17 protein-coding genes are annotated in these 15,865 nt (G+C 57.1%); all 17 read left to right on the forward strand.

Annotation, left to right across the window (positions count from 1 at the left end):
* Positions 1-57: 57 nt before the first annotated feature.
* The 17 genes from H3L93_RS02245 to H3L93_RS02325 all read left to right on the forward strand — a co-directional run bounded on the left by H3L93_RS02245 (position 58) and on the right by H3L93_RS02325 (position 15,773).
* Positions 58-1,674, forward strand: coding sequence for a DUF935 domain-containing protein (locus H3L93_RS02245; RefSeq protein ID WP_003797420.1), 1,617 nt, complete (start codon positions 58-60; stop codon positions 1,672-1,674).
* A 49-nt stretch (positions 1,675-1,723) separates the two neighbouring features.
* Positions 1,724-3,079 (forward strand): phage head morphogenesis protein, encoded by a 1,356-nt coding sequence (locus H3L93_RS02250; RefSeq protein WP_003797419.1) that lies wholly within the window; start codon positions 1,724-1,726, stop codon positions 3,077-3,079.
* Positions 3,080-3,361: 282 nt separating this feature from the next.
* Positions 3,362-3,781, forward strand: a complete 420-nt coding sequence (locus H3L93_RS02255; protein ID WP_003797417.1) for a phage virion morphogenesis protein — start codon at positions 3,362-3,364, stop codon at positions 3,779-3,781.
* Positions 3,782-4,048: 267 nt separating this feature from the next.
* Positions 4,049-5,158, forward strand: a complete 1,110-nt coding sequence (locus tag H3L93_RS02260) for a phage protease (RefSeq protein WP_003797416.1) — start codon at positions 4,049-4,051, stop codon at positions 5,156-5,158.
* 58 nt (positions 5,159-5,216) lie between these two features.
* The gene (locus H3L93_RS02265; RefSeq protein ID WP_003797415.1) at positions 5,217-6,128 is read left to right on the forward strand and encodes a Mu-like prophage major head subunit gpT family protein; all 912 of its coding nucleotides are present in this window, start codon (positions 5,217-5,219) and stop codon (positions 6,126-6,128) included.
* Between the two features lie 71 nt (positions 6,129-6,199).
* Positions 6,200-6,637, forward strand: a complete 438-nt coding sequence (locus tag H3L93_RS02270) for a hypothetical protein (RefSeq protein WP_003797414.1) — start codon at positions 6,200-6,202, stop codon at positions 6,635-6,637.
* Complete coding sequence (locus tag H3L93_RS02275) at positions 6,627-7,064, forward strand: gp436 family protein (RefSeq protein ID WP_003797413.1); 438 nt, start codon at positions 6,627-6,629, stop codon at positions 7,062-7,064. The genes H3L93_RS02270 and H3L93_RS02275 overlap by 11 nt, the downstream gene beginning before the upstream one ends.
* Positions 7,064-7,711 carry a phage protein Gp37 gene (locus H3L93_RS02280; protein ID WP_040558935.1) on the forward strand — a complete coding sequence of 216 codons (648 nt, stop codon included), beginning with the start codon at positions 7,064-7,066 and terminating at the stop codon, positions 7,709-7,711. The genes H3L93_RS02275 and H3L93_RS02280 overlap by 1 nt, the downstream gene beginning before the upstream one ends.
* A 24-nt stretch (positions 7,712-7,735) precedes the next feature.
* Positions 7,736-7,984, forward strand: coding sequence for a hypothetical protein (locus tag H3L93_RS02285; RefSeq protein ID WP_003797411.1), 249 nt, complete (start codon positions 7,736-7,738; stop codon positions 7,982-7,984).
* A gap of 2 nt (positions 7,985-7,986) precedes the next feature.
* Positions 7,987-9,399, forward strand: a complete 1,413-nt coding sequence (locus tag H3L93_RS02290) for a phage tail sheath subtilisin-like domain-containing protein (protein WP_003797410.1) — start codon at positions 7,987-7,989, stop codon at positions 9,397-9,399.
* 73 nt (positions 9,400-9,472) lie between these two features.
* Positions 9,473-9,850 (forward strand): hypothetical protein, encoded by a 378-nt coding sequence (locus tag H3L93_RS02295; protein ID WP_040558933.1) that lies wholly within the window; start codon positions 9,473-9,475, stop codon positions 9,848-9,850.
* A 9-nt stretch (positions 9,851-9,859) separates the two neighbouring features.
* Positions 9,860-10,225 (forward strand): hypothetical protein, encoded by a 366-nt coding sequence (locus H3L93_RS02300; RefSeq protein ID WP_003797408.1) that lies wholly within the window; start codon positions 9,860-9,862, stop codon positions 10,223-10,225.
* Positions 10,226-10,278: 53 nt separating this feature from the next.
* Positions 10,279-10,437 carry a hypothetical protein gene (locus H3L93_RS02305; protein WP_003797407.1) on the forward strand — a complete coding sequence of 53 codons (159 nt, stop codon included), beginning with the start codon at positions 10,279-10,281 and terminating at the stop codon, positions 10,435-10,437.
* A 99-nt stretch (positions 10,438-10,536) separates the two neighbouring features.
* Positions 10,537-12,723, forward strand: a complete 2,187-nt coding sequence (locus H3L93_RS02310) for a phage tail tape measure protein (protein ID WP_003797406.1) — start codon at positions 10,537-10,539, stop codon at positions 12,721-12,723.
* A complete protein-coding gene (locus H3L93_RS02315) occupies positions 12,720-14,027 on the forward strand; it encodes a DNA circularization protein (protein WP_003797405.1) in 1,308 nt (435 codons plus the stop codon). The genes H3L93_RS02310 and H3L93_RS02315 overlap by 4 nt, the downstream gene beginning before the upstream one ends.
* On the forward strand, positions 14,011-15,147 hold the full coding sequence (locus H3L93_RS02320; RefSeq protein ID WP_003797403.1) for a phage baseplate assembly protein: 1,137 nt from the start codon (positions 14,011-14,013) through the stop codon (positions 15,145-15,147). Before H3L93_RS02315 ends, H3L93_RS02320 begins: the two co-directional genes overlap by 17 nt.
* Positions 15,144-15,773, forward strand: a complete 630-nt coding sequence (locus H3L93_RS02325; RefSeq protein ID WP_003797402.1) for a phage baseplate assembly protein V — start codon at positions 15,144-15,146, stop codon at positions 15,771-15,773. Before H3L93_RS02320 ends, H3L93_RS02325 begins: the two co-directional genes overlap by 4 nt.
* Positions 15,774-15,865 lie beyond the last annotated feature (92 nt).

A 15,865-nucleotide genomic window follows, 5' to 3' on the forward strand; every position in this document is an offset into this window, starting at 1 on the left:
GCCTGAAAAAGCATTTACCCTTGGTGTTTAACCCCCCTTTTAAACACGGCATAAAACATGGCAAAAAAAGCGAAATTTAACCCCAAAACCCCCGCGCAAAAGCCCACCCCAGAAGCTCAGCGGCAAACGCAAGAGGCGCGGATTACCGCCAACGGGCGGGTGATTGCGGAGCATCCTTCCACCTTTATCACGCCTGCCAAACTGCGCGCGCTGTTTGAGGATGCCGAGGGCAACGACATTCAGGCGCAGCATGAGCTGTTTGCCGATATGGAAGAGCGCGACAGTGCGATTGCCGCTGCGCTTGCCACGCGCAAGATGGCAGTGCTGGGGCTGGACTGGCGTGTTACCGAGCCTCGCGGGGCGAACCCTGCCGAGCAGCAGCTTGCCGAGGCGGCGCAAAGCTATTTTGACAACCTTGCCCATTTGGATGATTTGCTGATGGATTTGATGGATGCGGTGGGGCATGGCTTTGCCGCGCTGGAAATTGCATGGCAGCTGCAAGGCAGCCTGAATTGTCCCGCGCGGTTTACTCCCACCCCGCAAAGCTGGTTTCGCTGGGACGACCACGACAACTTGCTGCTCAAAACCCCCGACCATCCAACAGGCGAGCCGTTGTGGGCGATGGGCTGGGTGGTGCATCGGCATAAAAACCGCAGCGTGCAGGCGGCGCGGGGCGGGCTGTTTCGCACGCTGGCTTGGTTGTATATGTTTAAGCACTATTCGGCGCACGATTTTGCCGAGTTTTTGGAGCTTTACGGCATGCCGATTCGCATCGGCAAATATGGCGCGGGCGCGACCGAAAAGGAAAAACAAACCCTGCTGCGCGCCGTTGCCGAAATCGGGCACAACGCGGCGGGCATTATGCCCGAGGGCATGATGATTGAGCTGCACCAAGCGGCATCGGGCACAACGGCGGGCAATAACCCGTTTATGACCATGATTGAATGGTGCGAAAAATCCGCCACGCGGCTGATTTTGGGGCAAACCCTAACCAGCGGGGCGGACGGGCGCGCCAGTACCAACGCGCTGGGGCAGATTCACAACGAAGTGCGCCATGATTTGCTGGTGGCCGATGCGCGGCGTTTGGCGCAAACGATTAACCGGCAGATTTTAGAACCCTTTTTGCGGGTGAATTTTGCCATCGACGAAGATACCCGCCTGCCGCAGTTTGAATTTGACACGCGCGAAGCGGCGGATTTGGCGGCGATTGCCGAGGCGTTGCCGAAATTGGTGGATGTGGGCGTGCAAATCCCCGAGCGCTGGGCGCGGGACAAGCTGGCGATTCCTGATGCACTGGACGGCGAGATGCTGCTGGGGCGGGCATCAGATGACAAAAAAGGCGCGAAAGACGCGCCAAAGCAGCCTGAAAACAACAAACCGCCTGCTGCATTGAACTACCGCCATGTTGCCCTGAATGCGCAAGGGCAAGTTGCCCCTGCTTGGGATGTGGCGTTTGAAAACGGCGTGGAAGATTATTTGCGCGAGGCGAAGTTTGCTGCCCAGCTTGAGCCGATGTTGCAAGATTTGGGGCGCGCACTGGCAGAGGGCGAGGATTATGAGGAAGTGGAAACTCGCTTAATCGCTGCCTATCCCACGCTGGACACACGCCGCTTGCAGGAGGCTTTAACGCGGGTGCTGTTTGTGGCGGATTTGTGGGGGCGCGCGCAGCCGTAATCTTTTACTCCTAGGCAGCCTGAAACCCTTTTTTGAATGAAACACAACCATGCAACCCAATCTTTCCCTAGCCCTAAACCTGCCGCCCGAGGGCGCATTGCGCTATTTTGATAGCCTAAACCTGCCCTTACCCGCCAACGCCAGCGAAGCCGTTGCCCAAGCGGCGACCAAGGCGCGCAGCATTGCGGGGATTTATCAACAAGAGATTGTGGGCGATTTATTGAACAGCTTGCGCCAAAGCGCGGCGGAGGGCACACCCTTTGCCACATGGCGCAAAAATATGCTGACGATGCTGCGCGAGCGCGGGCTGGCTTTGGACAAAGCGGGCGATATGGTGCAACAAGGCACAGGCGAAGTGGTGGGCACGGGCTTAACGCGCCATCGTTTGCAAACCATTTTTCAAACCCAAATGACCAACGCACGCATGGCAAGCCTTTGGCAAAAGCTGCAAGAGAACAAAGATGCCCGACCCTATTTGCAATACAGCGCCATTAACGATGCGCGCACGCGCCCCGCGCATCGGGCGTTGGATAATGTGGTGTATCCGATTGACGACCCCTTTTGGGATTATTTTTACCCACCCAACGGCTTTCGCTGCCGCTGCTATGTAGTGGCGTTAGCACCACGCGATGTGGCGCGCTCGGGGTTGACTGTATCCCACAGCCAGCCCGAGCAGTTTAGCGAAATCACCATCACTAACCGCAAGGGGCAAAGCCACACGCGCACGCGCATCACGCTGGATGATGGCAGGAGCTTCACACCCGACAGGGGCTTTGACCACAATGTGGGCAAAAGCCATTTGGCGCAGCTTGGGCAGTTGCAGATGGAGCGGGCGGTGGATTTGCCGCCGCGGCTGGCGAGCATGGCGGTGGAGGAGGCGTTGAAAGATGAGCGGTTGAGAAAGGCGGTGTCAGACTATTTGACACAAGCCTATCAAATATTGCGAACCCAAAATCGCCCTACCAATCAGCCTATTTTTGTGGGTGCGTTGCCTTTGACCATACTGGATGCGATGGCGGCGGCTAATTTAAGGCAGCCTGAAAACGCGCTTATCGCTTCATCCGATAGTTTATTGCGCCATGCGCTGCGGGATGTGAAAGCGGGCGTAGGTAAAACGCTGCCCGAAGATTTTTGGGCAAACATTGCCGACCATTTGCGCGAGCCCGAAGCCGTTTACTATGATGAAAAAGGTGCGCTGTTGTATTTTTACTCCGACCCAAATGATAAAAATAAACTGTACAAAGTAGTTTTAACATTGGATTACGATGGGTTTAAGCGCAGCAAAAATCCAAACAATGGGCAACGAGAAAATTTAATATTAAATGCTTTGGATACAGGGACAAAGATAGATAGGTCGGGAATGCAATGGGGAAGTTATACCCATATTAGCGGTAAGAAATTTTAAATGAAAAAGCCCGAATTAATCGGGCTTTAAAGTAAGCAGTGGTGGGACTTGAACCCACATCATAGCCCTGCCATAGCAACGCTAACCTTTTGCCGCAACCGCGCGATGCGCGGCTCGCTCTGACCTTACGGTTGAGCATAGGAAACTCCTGCTTACGCTACAAGGGGCGTTGGGACTCGAACCCACATAATACTAACGCAAGCTGTTGCGCCGTAACCGTTACCATTTGGAAACTACCCCTTGCTGTTGGCATTTTAACCCCATTTAAACCCATGAAACAAGATGATTGAAATCCAAATAGATAACCTTTTTATGGTGCAAAACCAAATAGAACGCTTGTCGCGCGGCATGAGCGACAACCGCTATTTGCTGATGCGGCGGCTGGCGGGTACGATGCGCTATGCGGTGGCGCAGAATTTTAAACAAGGCGGCCGCCCCGAATGGCTGGCATTGAAGTATCGCAGCGGCATTCCGCTGAACGACACGGGCGCGCTGCGGCAAAGCATAGACGAGCTGTCGGATAACGACACCGCGCTGGTGGGCACGAATATGGTTTACGCTGCTATCCACCAATTTGGCGGCTGGGCGGGGCGTAATCGCAAAGTCTATATCCCTGCGCGTCCGTTTTTGCAATTAACCAACGAGGACAAGCAGGATTTGATGGATGATGTGCAGGATTATTTTGCCAGCTTAATCAGCTAAAACTGAATAACCCCAAAAACGCGCGTTTGGCGCGTTTTTTTTGCGCGGGTGCTATCTATCCCTATCCTTATTCTCTTATCGCGTTTCTCGCGCGTTTTAAACGCCTTTTAAACACTATTGCTGCGCCATTATCTAAGGCAGCCTGAAAAATAGCTTTCAGGCTGCCTTTTTTGCGCGGCGCAATCAGGCAAAACGGGGGCGCAGCCGTGCCACTCTTTGTCTTGTTTTGATGCGCTCATAATGCCGCCATCCCATAAAGGACAACCCATGAAACGCAAAAATCAGCATTTGGCGTTAGCCGCTTGCAGCTTTGAGGTGTTGGGGCAAATGGGCAAGCGCATCCAGCTTTTGCCTTATGGCGAGTTTCGCGCGATTGACGGACGACCGACCGATGCGCCCGCTTGGTTTTTAACCGAGGAGAACGGGCACGATGTGGCGGCATTAGCCAATCAAGCGCGCACGCAGTTGGTGGTGGATTACGAACACCAAACCTTGCACAAGGAAACCAACGGGCAACCTGCGCCAGCGGCGGGCTGGATGACGTGGCTGGAGTTTACCCCACGCGGCTTGTTTGCCGAGGTGGACTGGACCGACAACGCCCAACGCCTGATTGCCAACCGCGAATATCGCTACATTTCGGCGGTGTTTGCTTATGACACGCAAGGCTATGTGCGCAAACTTTTGCACGCCGCTTTAACCAATTATCCCGCTTTGGACGGCATGGACGAGGTGCTCGCCGCCGCCAGCGCGCAATTTTTACCCCCAATGGAGATGCAAAACCCCATGAATACCTTATTGCAACAGCTTTTTGGCTTGCCAAACGCAAACGAAGACCAATTGAAAGACGCTTTAACTGCGCTTTTGGCAGCCAAACCCCAAACCGTCGCCCTGAGCGCGCAAACGTTTCAAGACCTTGCCAGCAAGGATGAAAAGATTGCAGCGTTATCAGCGCAAGTGGCGCAGGCGCAAAACACGCCTGCCAACACGCCCGACCTAACCCAATATGCGCCGGTGAGCGTGGTGCAGGAATTGCAAAGCCAGATTGCGGCATTGACCGCCCAGCGCGATGCCGACAAGGGCGCGGAGCTGATTACCGCTGCGCTGGCGGCGGGCAAATTGCTGCCTGCGCAAAAAGAATGGGCAGAGGGTTGCTTGAAACAGCCTAATGGCTTGGCGTTTTTGACTGGCTTTATTGAGCAAGCGCAGCCGATTGCCGCGCTGGCAGGCAACACGCAAACGCAAGCAGCGGGCGCGGGCGAAGCGCACAAAATCGCCGCTTTAACGGCGGAGCAAAAAGCCGCCGCCAAGATGCTGGGCATGAGCGAAGCCGATTTTGCCCAAACGATTCACGGTGCAAACGGCGATAAGGCAGCCTGAAAATAAAGCAGCCTGAAAACAATAAGCAATTTTTAACCTTTAACACAAGGAAATCCACATGGATAAAGCCGCGATTTTAACCGCGCTGACCGCGCAGTTTCGCAAAGAGTTTCAAAATGGTTTGGCGAGCGTAGAGCCCAGTTTTTCTGCCATTGCCATGACCATCCCCAGCAGCACCGCCACCAACACTTATGCGTGGCTGGGCAAATTCCCGAAAATGCGCGAATGGGTGGGCAGCCGCCAAATCGGCAAGATGGCGAAACAGGCGATGAGCTTGGAAAACAAGAAATTTGAAGCCACGGTGGGCGTGGAGCGCACCGATATCGAAGACGACCAAGTGGGCATGTATCGCCCGATGATGCAGGCGATGGGCGAATCGGCTGCCACGCTGGCTGATGATTTGGTGTGGGGCTTGTTGCCCAAGGGCAAAACCACGCTGTGCTACGACGGGCAGAACTTTTTTGATTCCGACCACCCTGTGTTTGCCAACAACGATGGCACGGGGGCAAACACCCCCACCAGCAACATCACCACGGGCACAGACAACGATGCGCCGACTTGGTATGTGGTGGATGACACCAAAACCTTGAAGCCTTTGATTTTCCAAGAGCGCACCGCGCCCGAGTTTGAAACCAAGTTTGACCCTGCCAAATCGGACAAGGTGTTTATGGAGGATGTGTATTTATACGGCAGCCGCCGCCGTTGCAACGCGGGCTTTGGCTTGTGGCAACTGGCGCACATGGCGGAAAAAACCGCGCTGAATCGCGCCAATTTGGCAAAAATCATCGCGCAGATGATGACGATTAAGGCAGACGGCGGTTATGTGCTGAACGTGAAGCCCAGCCTGCTGGTTGTGCCGCCGCAATTGGAAGACGCTGCGCGCGAATTGTTGGAAGCCGACAAAATCAACGGCACCACCAACACGTTTAAAGGGCGTTTAAAGCTGCATGTGAGCGTGCATTTGGCGTGATGGCGCAGGCAGCCTGAAAACCGAGCGGGGAAGCGGCAGCCGCCGCGCCCCTAAACTATAAGGAAAAAGCTATGGCAAAAAACACACCCCAAACCCCAACGCAGCCTGAAAACGAAGCGGATAAGGTTGAGCAAAGCGCAACTACCCCTGAGCAGGAAGCGCAGGCTGCCTTGCAAGCGGAAAACGCCGCCTTGCAGGCAGAAATCACCGCGCTGCGCGAAGCAAACGCTGCCTTAACAGCCGAGCGCAATGCGGCGCAAGCTGCGTTATTGGCGGCGCAACAAGTAGCCGCCCAAGCAAGCGCAACGCAGCCCGAAAACCCCGATGCCGACCCACGCCAAGCCATTTTGGCGTGCAGCGCGGACGGCGTGGAATTCTGGCGCGGCGGCGTGTTGTTTAACCACGAATGGCAGCGCATTGAGCGCGCCGCGGTGGGCGAAGAGGCTTGGCAGCGCATTGTGAACGAGCCGCGCTTGCGCATTAAAGCGGCGGATGAGCATGGCGCATAACCCTGTTTATGCCGATATGGGCGACATGATTGTGCGCTTTGGCGAGTTGGAGGTGTTGCAGATTGCCGACCGCGATGCCGATGGCGTGATTGACGCAGATGTGGTGGCGGTGGCGCTTGCCGATGCCAGCGCGGAAATTGATGCGTATTTGGGGCGGTTTAAACAGCCGTTTACCGAAACGCCGCCGATTTTGCGCCGCTTGGCGTGCGACATCGCCCGCTATCGTTTAACCGCCACATCGGGCGTGTTGATTACTGACGAAATCCGCAATCGCTACAAAATTGACGTGTTGGAGCTGCTTAAAGCCTTATCGCGCGGCGACGTGCAACTTGGACTGGATAGCGAAGGGGCGCAAGTGGCGACATCGGATAGCGGCGTGGTGTTTACCAACAACAAAAACCGAATCTTTGCACGGGATGCCACATGATAACCACCCAAATTGAGCAAGCCATTTGCCTGCGGCTGCAACGCGGCTTGGGGCGCATGGTGCGCACCGTTAAAAGCTACAACGGCGAGGCGGACGACCTTGCTGCGCAAATCAAAACCCTGCCTGCGGTGTGGGTTACCTATGGCGGCAGCCGTGTGGAAACCATCAGCGGCGGCAATCGCTATCAAGACACCGCCACGTTTGCCGTGATGTGCGCCACGCGCAGCTTGCGCAATGAAGTGGCGCAGCGGCAAGGCGGCGTGGTGCTGCAAGAGATTGGCAGCAACGATTTGATTGATGCGGTGCGCCGCTTATTGGATGGGCAACGCTTGGGGCTGCCCGCTGCCGACAGCAGGGGGCTAGTTCCCAAAGCCATCCGCGCGATTGCCAACCACACGCTGGTGCAGCAGGCGGCGGTGAGCGTGTATGCGCTGGAATACACCCTGCGCTTGAACCGCCATGCTTTGGAAAACGACCGTTTCCCCGAGCCGCAAAGCGACAGCACGCATCCTGATTATGTGTTTACCCGCTATCAGGGCGAGACGAGCGCGCCTTATCCGCCGTTTGAATATTTGGACGGTTTGATTTTTGACCCCCAAGCCGAAAACGCCAAAATCCCGCTAACGGCGCAATTTTGGCAAGATTAACCGCTTAACCTTGAAGGAAACCGCATGAATAAAATCATGGTCGTAGCAGAAGTGGGCTTGCGTGTGCCGCTGGCGCATAACCCGCATGAATATATTGAGCAAACGCCTGTGGCGGTGGATGGCGACGATGTGTATTACCGCCGCGCCATTGTGGATGGCGATTTGCTGATTTTGAGCAACGATGCGCCGAGCGCTGCCGAGCAGTCTAATCAGCAGCCTGAAAACGGGCTTGCAGGTTTGGGCGAAAGCCAAAACGCGAAGAAAGGCAAATAACCATGGCAGAATACATTAGCTTTGACACCATCCCCGGCAGCATCCGCGTGCCTGGGCAGTATATTGAATTTAACACGCGCAATGCGGTGCAAGGTTTGCCGCAAAACCCACAATCGGTGCTGCTGCTGGCACCGATGTTGGCAAGCGGCACGCACGAGCCTTTAACCCCTGTGCAATTGTTTAGCGATGCGCAGGCGGGCGATTTGTTTGGGCGCGGCTCGTGGGCGCAATTGATGGTGCGCCAAGCGTTTAACAACAATGCGTATTTGGATTTAACCGTGATCGGCTTGCCCGACCACAGCGCGGGCGTAGCCGCCACAGGCAGCCTGAAAATAGATGGCACGGCGCAAACTGCCGCCAGCATCAGCATCACCATCGGCGGCGTGGCGGTTGCGGTTGCGGTGTCTGCCAACCAAAGCGCGGCGGAGGCGGTGGAAAAACTGGCGGCGGCGGTGAATGCGGCAACCTTGCCCGTATCCGCCACCGCCGAGCAAGGCAGCCTGAAATTGACCGCGCGCAGCAAAGGCGCAATCGGCAACGAAATCAGCCTTGCCTGCGATATGGGCACAAGCGGCTTTTCAGGCAGCATTACGGCTATGACAAATGGCGCACAAAATGCCGATATTGCCGCCGCGCTGGATAAGGTGGCGGGCAAGCATTACCACATTATCGTGTCGCCGTTTAGCGATGCGGCGAATGCCAAGGCGTTGAGCCAACACATTACCCAAGTGTCCAACGCCATTGAACAACGCGGCTGCATCGGCGTGATTGCCCAGCGCGGCACGATGCCGCAGGGCGCAAGCCTGACCGCCCAGCTAAACGACGGGCGCATTACCTGCGCTTGGTATAAGGGCGCAGCCGAAGCGTGCGGCATTATTGCGGCGGGCTATGCGGCGGTGTTGGCGTTTGAAGAAGACCCTGCGCGACCTTTGAACACGCTGGAAATTAAGGGGTTGAACATTACGCCCGATGCGCAATGGCCGCTGTTTAACGAATGCAACAACGCGCTGTATAACGGCTTAACACCGCTAACGGTGGTGGCGGGCAAGGTGCAGATTATGCGGGCGGTGTCCACCTACACCAAATCGGCGGCGAATGTGGATGACCCCGCGCTGTTGGACATCACCACCATCCGCACGCTGGATTACACGCGCCGCGCGATTAAGGAGCGCATTGCCTTGCGTTTCCCACGCGACAAGTTGAGCGACCGCTTGCTGCCCAAAGTGAAAAGCGAGATTTTGGATGTGCTGTTAAAGCTGGAACAAGCCGAGATTATTGAAAACGCCGAAGCCAATAAGGGCAAATTGGTGGTGAGCCGCAGCTTGCAAGATGCCAACCGCGTGAATGCTGCCATCCCTGCCGATGTGGTTAATGGCTTGCATGTATTCGCAGGGCGGATTGATTTAATCCTATAAGGCAGCCTGAAATTTGAACAGCAAGGGTGGCACGCTGCTGCCCTTTATCTTAACCCAACATAAGGACAACACCATGAGCGATGCCACCTATGCCGGCGCGATTATTATGGAAGTGAACGGGCGCGATGTGGAAATCATCAGCCTGAAACCGCAAACCACCACAGGGCGCAAGCCCGTGAAAACCATGAACCGCCAAGGGCGCGTGATGGGCTATGCCGACGGTATCACCGAGCATAAATTGAGCGCGACCGCCGCCATTCCGATTGACGGCACAGAGATTGATTGGGGCAACATCACCCGCGCCAAAATCACCATTTATCCCATCAACAAGGAAGACAAGCGCGTGTCGTATTTGGATTGTTTCAGCACCGAAATCAGCGAGCAATACGAAGCAGACAACGAAGCGCGCATTGATATTGAATTGATTGCGCTGCATAAAATTGTAGAGTAAGGATAACCCATGAAGCACAGTTTTACCCTGCAATACGGCTTGGAATACAATGGCGAGACCCATTTTCAGGCTGCCTTAAAGCCGCTGACCATCGGCGGTGAGTTGAACGCGATGGATGCGATTGATGCCCTGCCCGCGCTGCCCGAAAACCCGAGCGAAGCGCAGCAATCGCGCCGCGCGGTGCAAGAGACGCTGATTTATTGGGCGCAGCAATTATCCATTGACGGCATCCCGCAAGACATCATCACCGCCGATTATCTGCTCAACCATTTGAGCGGCGCGGATTACAGCCAATTGGTGGACGAAATGGAAACCCTGCGCTCAAAATCCACCGCCGCTACGGAAGCCCCCGCGCGCCCCGCAGCGGCAGCCTGAAGACCCCGCGCAGCAGCCAAACCGCCCATCAACAATACCGCCAAGCGGTGATTATGCTGGCACGCGCGGGGCTGGGCGCGGCGGACGTGCGCGCCATGTGCCACGCCGAGCTAACGGCATGGCTGCAAGACTTGCTTGCCAGCATGGGCATTCACAGCCCCACAGGCGGCGAAGTGATTGTGTCGCGGCGGCTGCCAAAACCTAGCGCGTAAGCCTTTGGGCGCACGGGGCGAAGCCTTTACCATCTATCCCTATCTAGCCTTTAAACGATAATTAACCATGAGTTAATTTAAGTTTAAAGGCTATTTTTTATGGCAAATGGCAATATGAATTTGTCGTTGACCCTATCGGCGCGCGATGGCGGGGCAAGACGCTTATTGCAACAAACACAAGAGGAATTGGCGCGGCTTAACAGGGCGCAAGCTGCCCGCAATCGCGCCAATCGCCCTTATGAAATCGCAGGCGTGCGCGCCGAGCGCGAGATTCGCCGTGAAATCGCCCAAACCCAAGCCGCCTATAACCGCCTTGCCCGCAGAGGGCGCGCTTCGCACAACGATTTAGCCCGCGCGGCAACGGCTACGCGCAACCGCATCCGCGAGCTGAACGATGAGCTGCGGCAGGGCGCGGGCGGCTGGCGCAGCCGAATGGGCGCACTTGGGCGCGGGGCGGCAACGGTGGCGGCGGGCAGCGCGGCAGCTTATGCGGCGGTGCGCCCCGAAGTAGAACGCTATAAGGCTTTGGATATGCGCTTGCGCGAGGTTACTTGGGCGGCGCATGGCGAAACGCGCGGCGCGGATACGGCTTGGCTGCAACGCGAGGGCATGGCGCAAACCAAAGCCCTTGCGCTGGCATTGGTGCAGCAAAACGGTGGCAGCAGCGATTTGGCATTGGATACGCTATCGGGGATGCTGGCTAACGGCATGAGCTGGGCGGATGTGCAAAAAAACGCAGCGGCAACGCACGCGATGGCACGCGCGGCAGGCGAAAACGGGCAATACGATGGCGCAGCCGCCGCCAAGCTGGCGAAAACCTTTGCTGATAACGGGCTGGATGTGGCGAAGGCATCGCAAATGGCGGCGCAATCGGGCATGCAGGGCACGTTTGAGATTGCCAACATGGTGCGCGATTTGCCCGCGCTGCTGCCCGATGCCAAGGCGGCGGGTTTTGGCGGCGAAGCGGGCTTGGCGTATCTGCTCTCCGCCCTGCAATCCGCATCCAACAAGGCGGGCAGCCCCGACGAGGCGGCGAACAATGTTAAAAACGTGTTGCAAAAAGCCTTATCCGCCGACACCACCAAACGCATGGACAAGTTGCTGAAAACGTCGGGCAGCAAGGCGGATTGGCAAAAGATGGTGTTGGAAGGGCAAAAGCAGGGCAAAAACGCAGTGCAGGTGTTGGCGGATTTTGCCCAAACGCTGTTGAGCAAGGACAAGGGCTTTCAGGCTGTCAAAGCGCGGGCGGATAAGGGCGACGAGCTGGCGCAGCAGCAAATGGCGACCATGCAGGCGTTTATGGTGAGCAAACTGATGCCTGATATGCAGGCGCGGGCGGGCTTGAATGCGATGATGGATGCCGAGCAGATGCGCCAGTATTTTGACGGCTTGATGGGCAATAAAACCGATGTGATCGGCGGCAAAAACCAGTTTATGGCGTTGGGCGAGGCGGCAAAACAGGAAAAGGCGCAGGCGGAAAAGGAATTGAGCCTGCAAAGTTCGCAGTTTTTCGCCACCGTTGCCGAGGGCGAAACCAAGCTGGCGCAATTGACGGCGCAGTTTCCTGTTGCCACCGAGGCGTTAAAGGCATTGGCAGCGGCAGCGAGCGCGGCGGCATTGGCGCAAGGGGCAATGGCAATGCTGGGGCGTGGCGGCGGCGCAGGTGGGGCGATGGGACGCATGGGCGGCTGGCTACGCGGGGCGGCGGCAAGCGTGGGTGGTTGGTTTGCCGCGCGTGGGGCGCAGGCTTCGGTGGCAGCAACACGCGCAGGGCAGGCAATCGGCGGCGTGGTGCGCGGCGCGGGCAGTTGGCTGGGCAATGCGGGCAAGGGCTTGGCGGGGGCGGTGGCGGGCAATCCGACCACGCTGGGCAAATGGGGCGCAGCAGGCTTGCTGCTGCATTCAGGCAGCCTGAACGCGGGCGAAAGCGAGCTGTTAGCACGGGCACAGGCGCAGCGAGGCAAGCAGCCTAATGTGATCCGCTTTGGGCAGCCGAATAACGCTGCTGCCGCGCGCGCCGAATCTGCGGAAAAACTTGCGCCGGTAATTAGCCAGCAAACGGCGGCATATCAAACCGCCACGCAGGCGCAAACGGCGAGCTTTCAGGCTGCCTTGGCGGCGGATACGGCGACGGTGGGCGGCAAGCTGGATGCGATTAACGGCACGCTGGGCGGGCTGAACCAAACCATTCAAAACAATGTGCATGTGCAGCTGGATGGGCGCGTGATTGCGGAAAACGTGTCGCGCCATCAAGTGAATATGTTTAACCGAGGAGCGGGACAATGAGTATGTGGCATACGGTGTTGCAAGATGCGTCGTTTCGGGATGTGCACTTTGATGTGGTGGCATTGGATGAGCAAGACGGCAAGGCGTTGGTGGAACACGCGCGCCCGTTTACCGATGGCGTGTGGCTGGAAGACATGGGCAGCACGGGGCGGCAGGTGCAAGTGGAAGCGGTGTTTTGGGGCAAGGGCTACCATAGCCGCTTGAATGCGCTGGTGGAGGCGTTGATGGAACGCGGCGCGGGGGTGTTGGTGCATCCTGTGTGGGGGCGGCTGCAAAACATGATGGCAGCGAGCTGGCACTTTCACCACGACGCAGACAATGTGGACTATGCCACGTTGAGCATCACGTTTCGCGAAAGCGGCGAGCCGCAAAAGATTTTTGTGTTTGAAAACGCCTTTTTGATGGCGATTGAACGACTAATCGCGCGGATTGACACTTATCGCGCGGCATTGGATGGCTGGATTGATGCGCTCACCATGGCAAAACAAAGCGTCGGCGCGCTAATCGGCAGCACGTTTGGCTTTGCCGGCGCGGCAAGGGGCGCGTGGGCGGCGTTGCGCGATTTGTTTGATGTGGGGAGTTTGGGATTAGGCGGGCACGAGGGCGGCGGCGCGGGCGATGGCGCAGGCAGTAAAAGGCTGTGGCGCGATATGCGCAATATGGTGCAGGCGGGCTTGTTTCAGGCTGCCGCGATTGGCGCAGATGGCGCGGTGCACACGGCGGATGTGCGCAGCGCGAAAAGCCGTTTTGATGCGCTGCTGCGCGCGGCGGATGCGGTGGCGACGGTGGAGCAGCGCATGGCAGTGGCTGCAAACAGCAACACACGCCGTGGCAGCGATTGGGCAGAGCGGGCGCAGGTGGGGCAAGTGTTGCGCTTGATGGCGTTGGACACGATGTTTCAGGCTGCCTTGTTGCTGCTGGAACACGATGGCGAGCGCATGACCGCGCCCGATGTGTGGCACATCAACCGCGCGGTGCGGCAGCGCACGGCGGCGGAAATTGCCCGCTTGCGCACCACGCTGGCGGCGATGCCCGACAAGACACAGGCTTATGATGCGGTGTATGCCGTGGTGGAAACGCTGCGTGATGCGGCGGCGCATTTAAACCTGCTGGCGATTGCCGTGCTGAACCAAAAACCGCCGTTGATTGCGCGCCCTGCGCCGTTAAGCGGTACGGTGCATCAATTGGCGTTTGCTTGGTATGGCGAGATTAATCGCGCGGATGAGCTGATACGGCTTAATCCGCAGCTGCGCCATCCTTGCTTTATCCAAACAGGAGAAATCATGAATGGCTACGCCCAATAATTTGTATGACAACCAAATTGTGCTGCGCATTGGCGGCATGGAGCATCGCACATGGCAAAGCTACGATATTGACAGCGATTTTTTGATTCCTGCCGATGGCTTTGATTTTGAGCTGGGCGTGGCGGCAACACAGGGGCAAATCCCCGATTTAACAGGGCAACGCTGCGAAGTGGTGATTAACGGCGAAACGGTGCTCACAGGCATTATCGGCAACCAGCGCGATGAGAAAGACAAGGGCAGCCGCTCGCTGCGCTTAACAGGGCGCGATTTGGCTTGCTTGCTGGTGGATTGTTCTGCGCCGCAAGTGAATGTAAAAGGCATGACGGTGCTGGCGGCGGTGCAAAAGCTGGTTGCGCCGTGGAGGCAATATCTGCCCCGCGTGGTATTGAAAGCGGAAAACAACCCCACGCTGGATAAGGTGGATATTGAGCCGAGCGAAAGCGCGTGGCAGGCGTTGAGCCATGTGGCGAACTCGGTGGGCTTGCATGTATGGCTGGAAGCGGATGGCACGCTGGCGGTGGGCGGGGCGGATTATTCGTCTGAACCTGTGGCAACCTTGTGTTGGAGCAGAAACGATAACCGCCGCAATGTGGAGCGCATCAATATTGAGCGCGATGTGGACAATCGCTTTTCGGAAGTAACCTTTTTGGCGCAATCGCACGGCAGAAGCGGCAATGCGGCGAAGCATGATTTGAAATGGGTGTGGCAAGACCCGTCTATGCCTTTACACAAGCCGAAAACGGTGGTGGTGGCGGATGCGGATAATTTGGAAGCCTTGAAACGGCAGGCGAAAAAACAGCTTTCAGATTGGAAGCTGGAAGGCTTGACGATTACGGTTACCGTGGGCGACCACAAAACGGTGGCGGGCGTGTTGTGGGCGGCGGGGCAGCGCGTGCATTTGATTGACGAGGAAGAAGGCATTGATGCGATTTTCTTTGTGATGGGGCGGCGTTTGATGTTGAGCCGCATGGGTGGCACGCAAACGGAGCTGCGGCTAAAAGAAGATGGCGTGTGGACACCCGATGCCTATGCGAAAAAAGCGGAGCGGGCGCGCAAACGCAAGGGCAAGCGCAAAACGGCGCGGGGCAAGGATAAGGGCGAGGAGTTGAAAAGCAGATGAGTTTGGCAAAATTGGCAAAGCGAACCGCGCAGGTGGCGCGGGGCGTGCAAGATGGGATTCGGCAGGCATTTCGCGGCAAGGTGGCGGCAACGCAATCGGGCGAGCCGATTCAGCGCGTGCAGGTGCAGGGTTTAGCCGATGAAACACTGCAAGATGTGGAGCAATTGCAGCAATTTGGCTTTACCAGCCATGCGCCTACTGGCAGCGAGATGATTGTGTTGCCTTTGGGCGGCGATACCACGCATGGCATTGTGATTGCCAGCGAGCATGGCAGTTTTCGGGTGAAAAATTTGCAAGGCGGCGAGGTGGCGGTGTATGACCAATCGGGCAGCAGCATTGTGTTGAAGCAGGGGCGGTTGATTGAGATGGACTGCGATAATTTGGTGATTCGCGCCAGCCAAAAGGTGCGGATTGATAGCCCGCTGGTGGAGGCAAGTGCGCAGGTGTTAGCAAAAGGGCAAATCACAGGGCAAAACGGTTTAGCCATTTCGGGCGGCGAAGGCGGCGATGCGGTGCGCATCGAGGGCAGCCTGAAAACCACGGGCGATGTGGTGGCGGGGGATATATCGGTGCAGCAACACACGCATCCGGGCGACAGCGGTGGCACAACGGGAGCGGCGCAATAGCGCATGGATGGAAACAAGCAGAGGCAGCCTGAAACGGTTTATTCGTTTTGGCTGCCTTTTTTTGGGGCGAAGCGGTGCGCCTGCCTGCCCTG

The sequence above is a fragment of the Kingella oralis genome (assembly GCF_014054985.1).
In the GTDB taxonomy this organism is placed as follows: Bacteria; Pseudomonadota; Gammaproteobacteria; order Burkholderiales; family Neisseriaceae; genus Kingella_B; species Kingella_B oralis.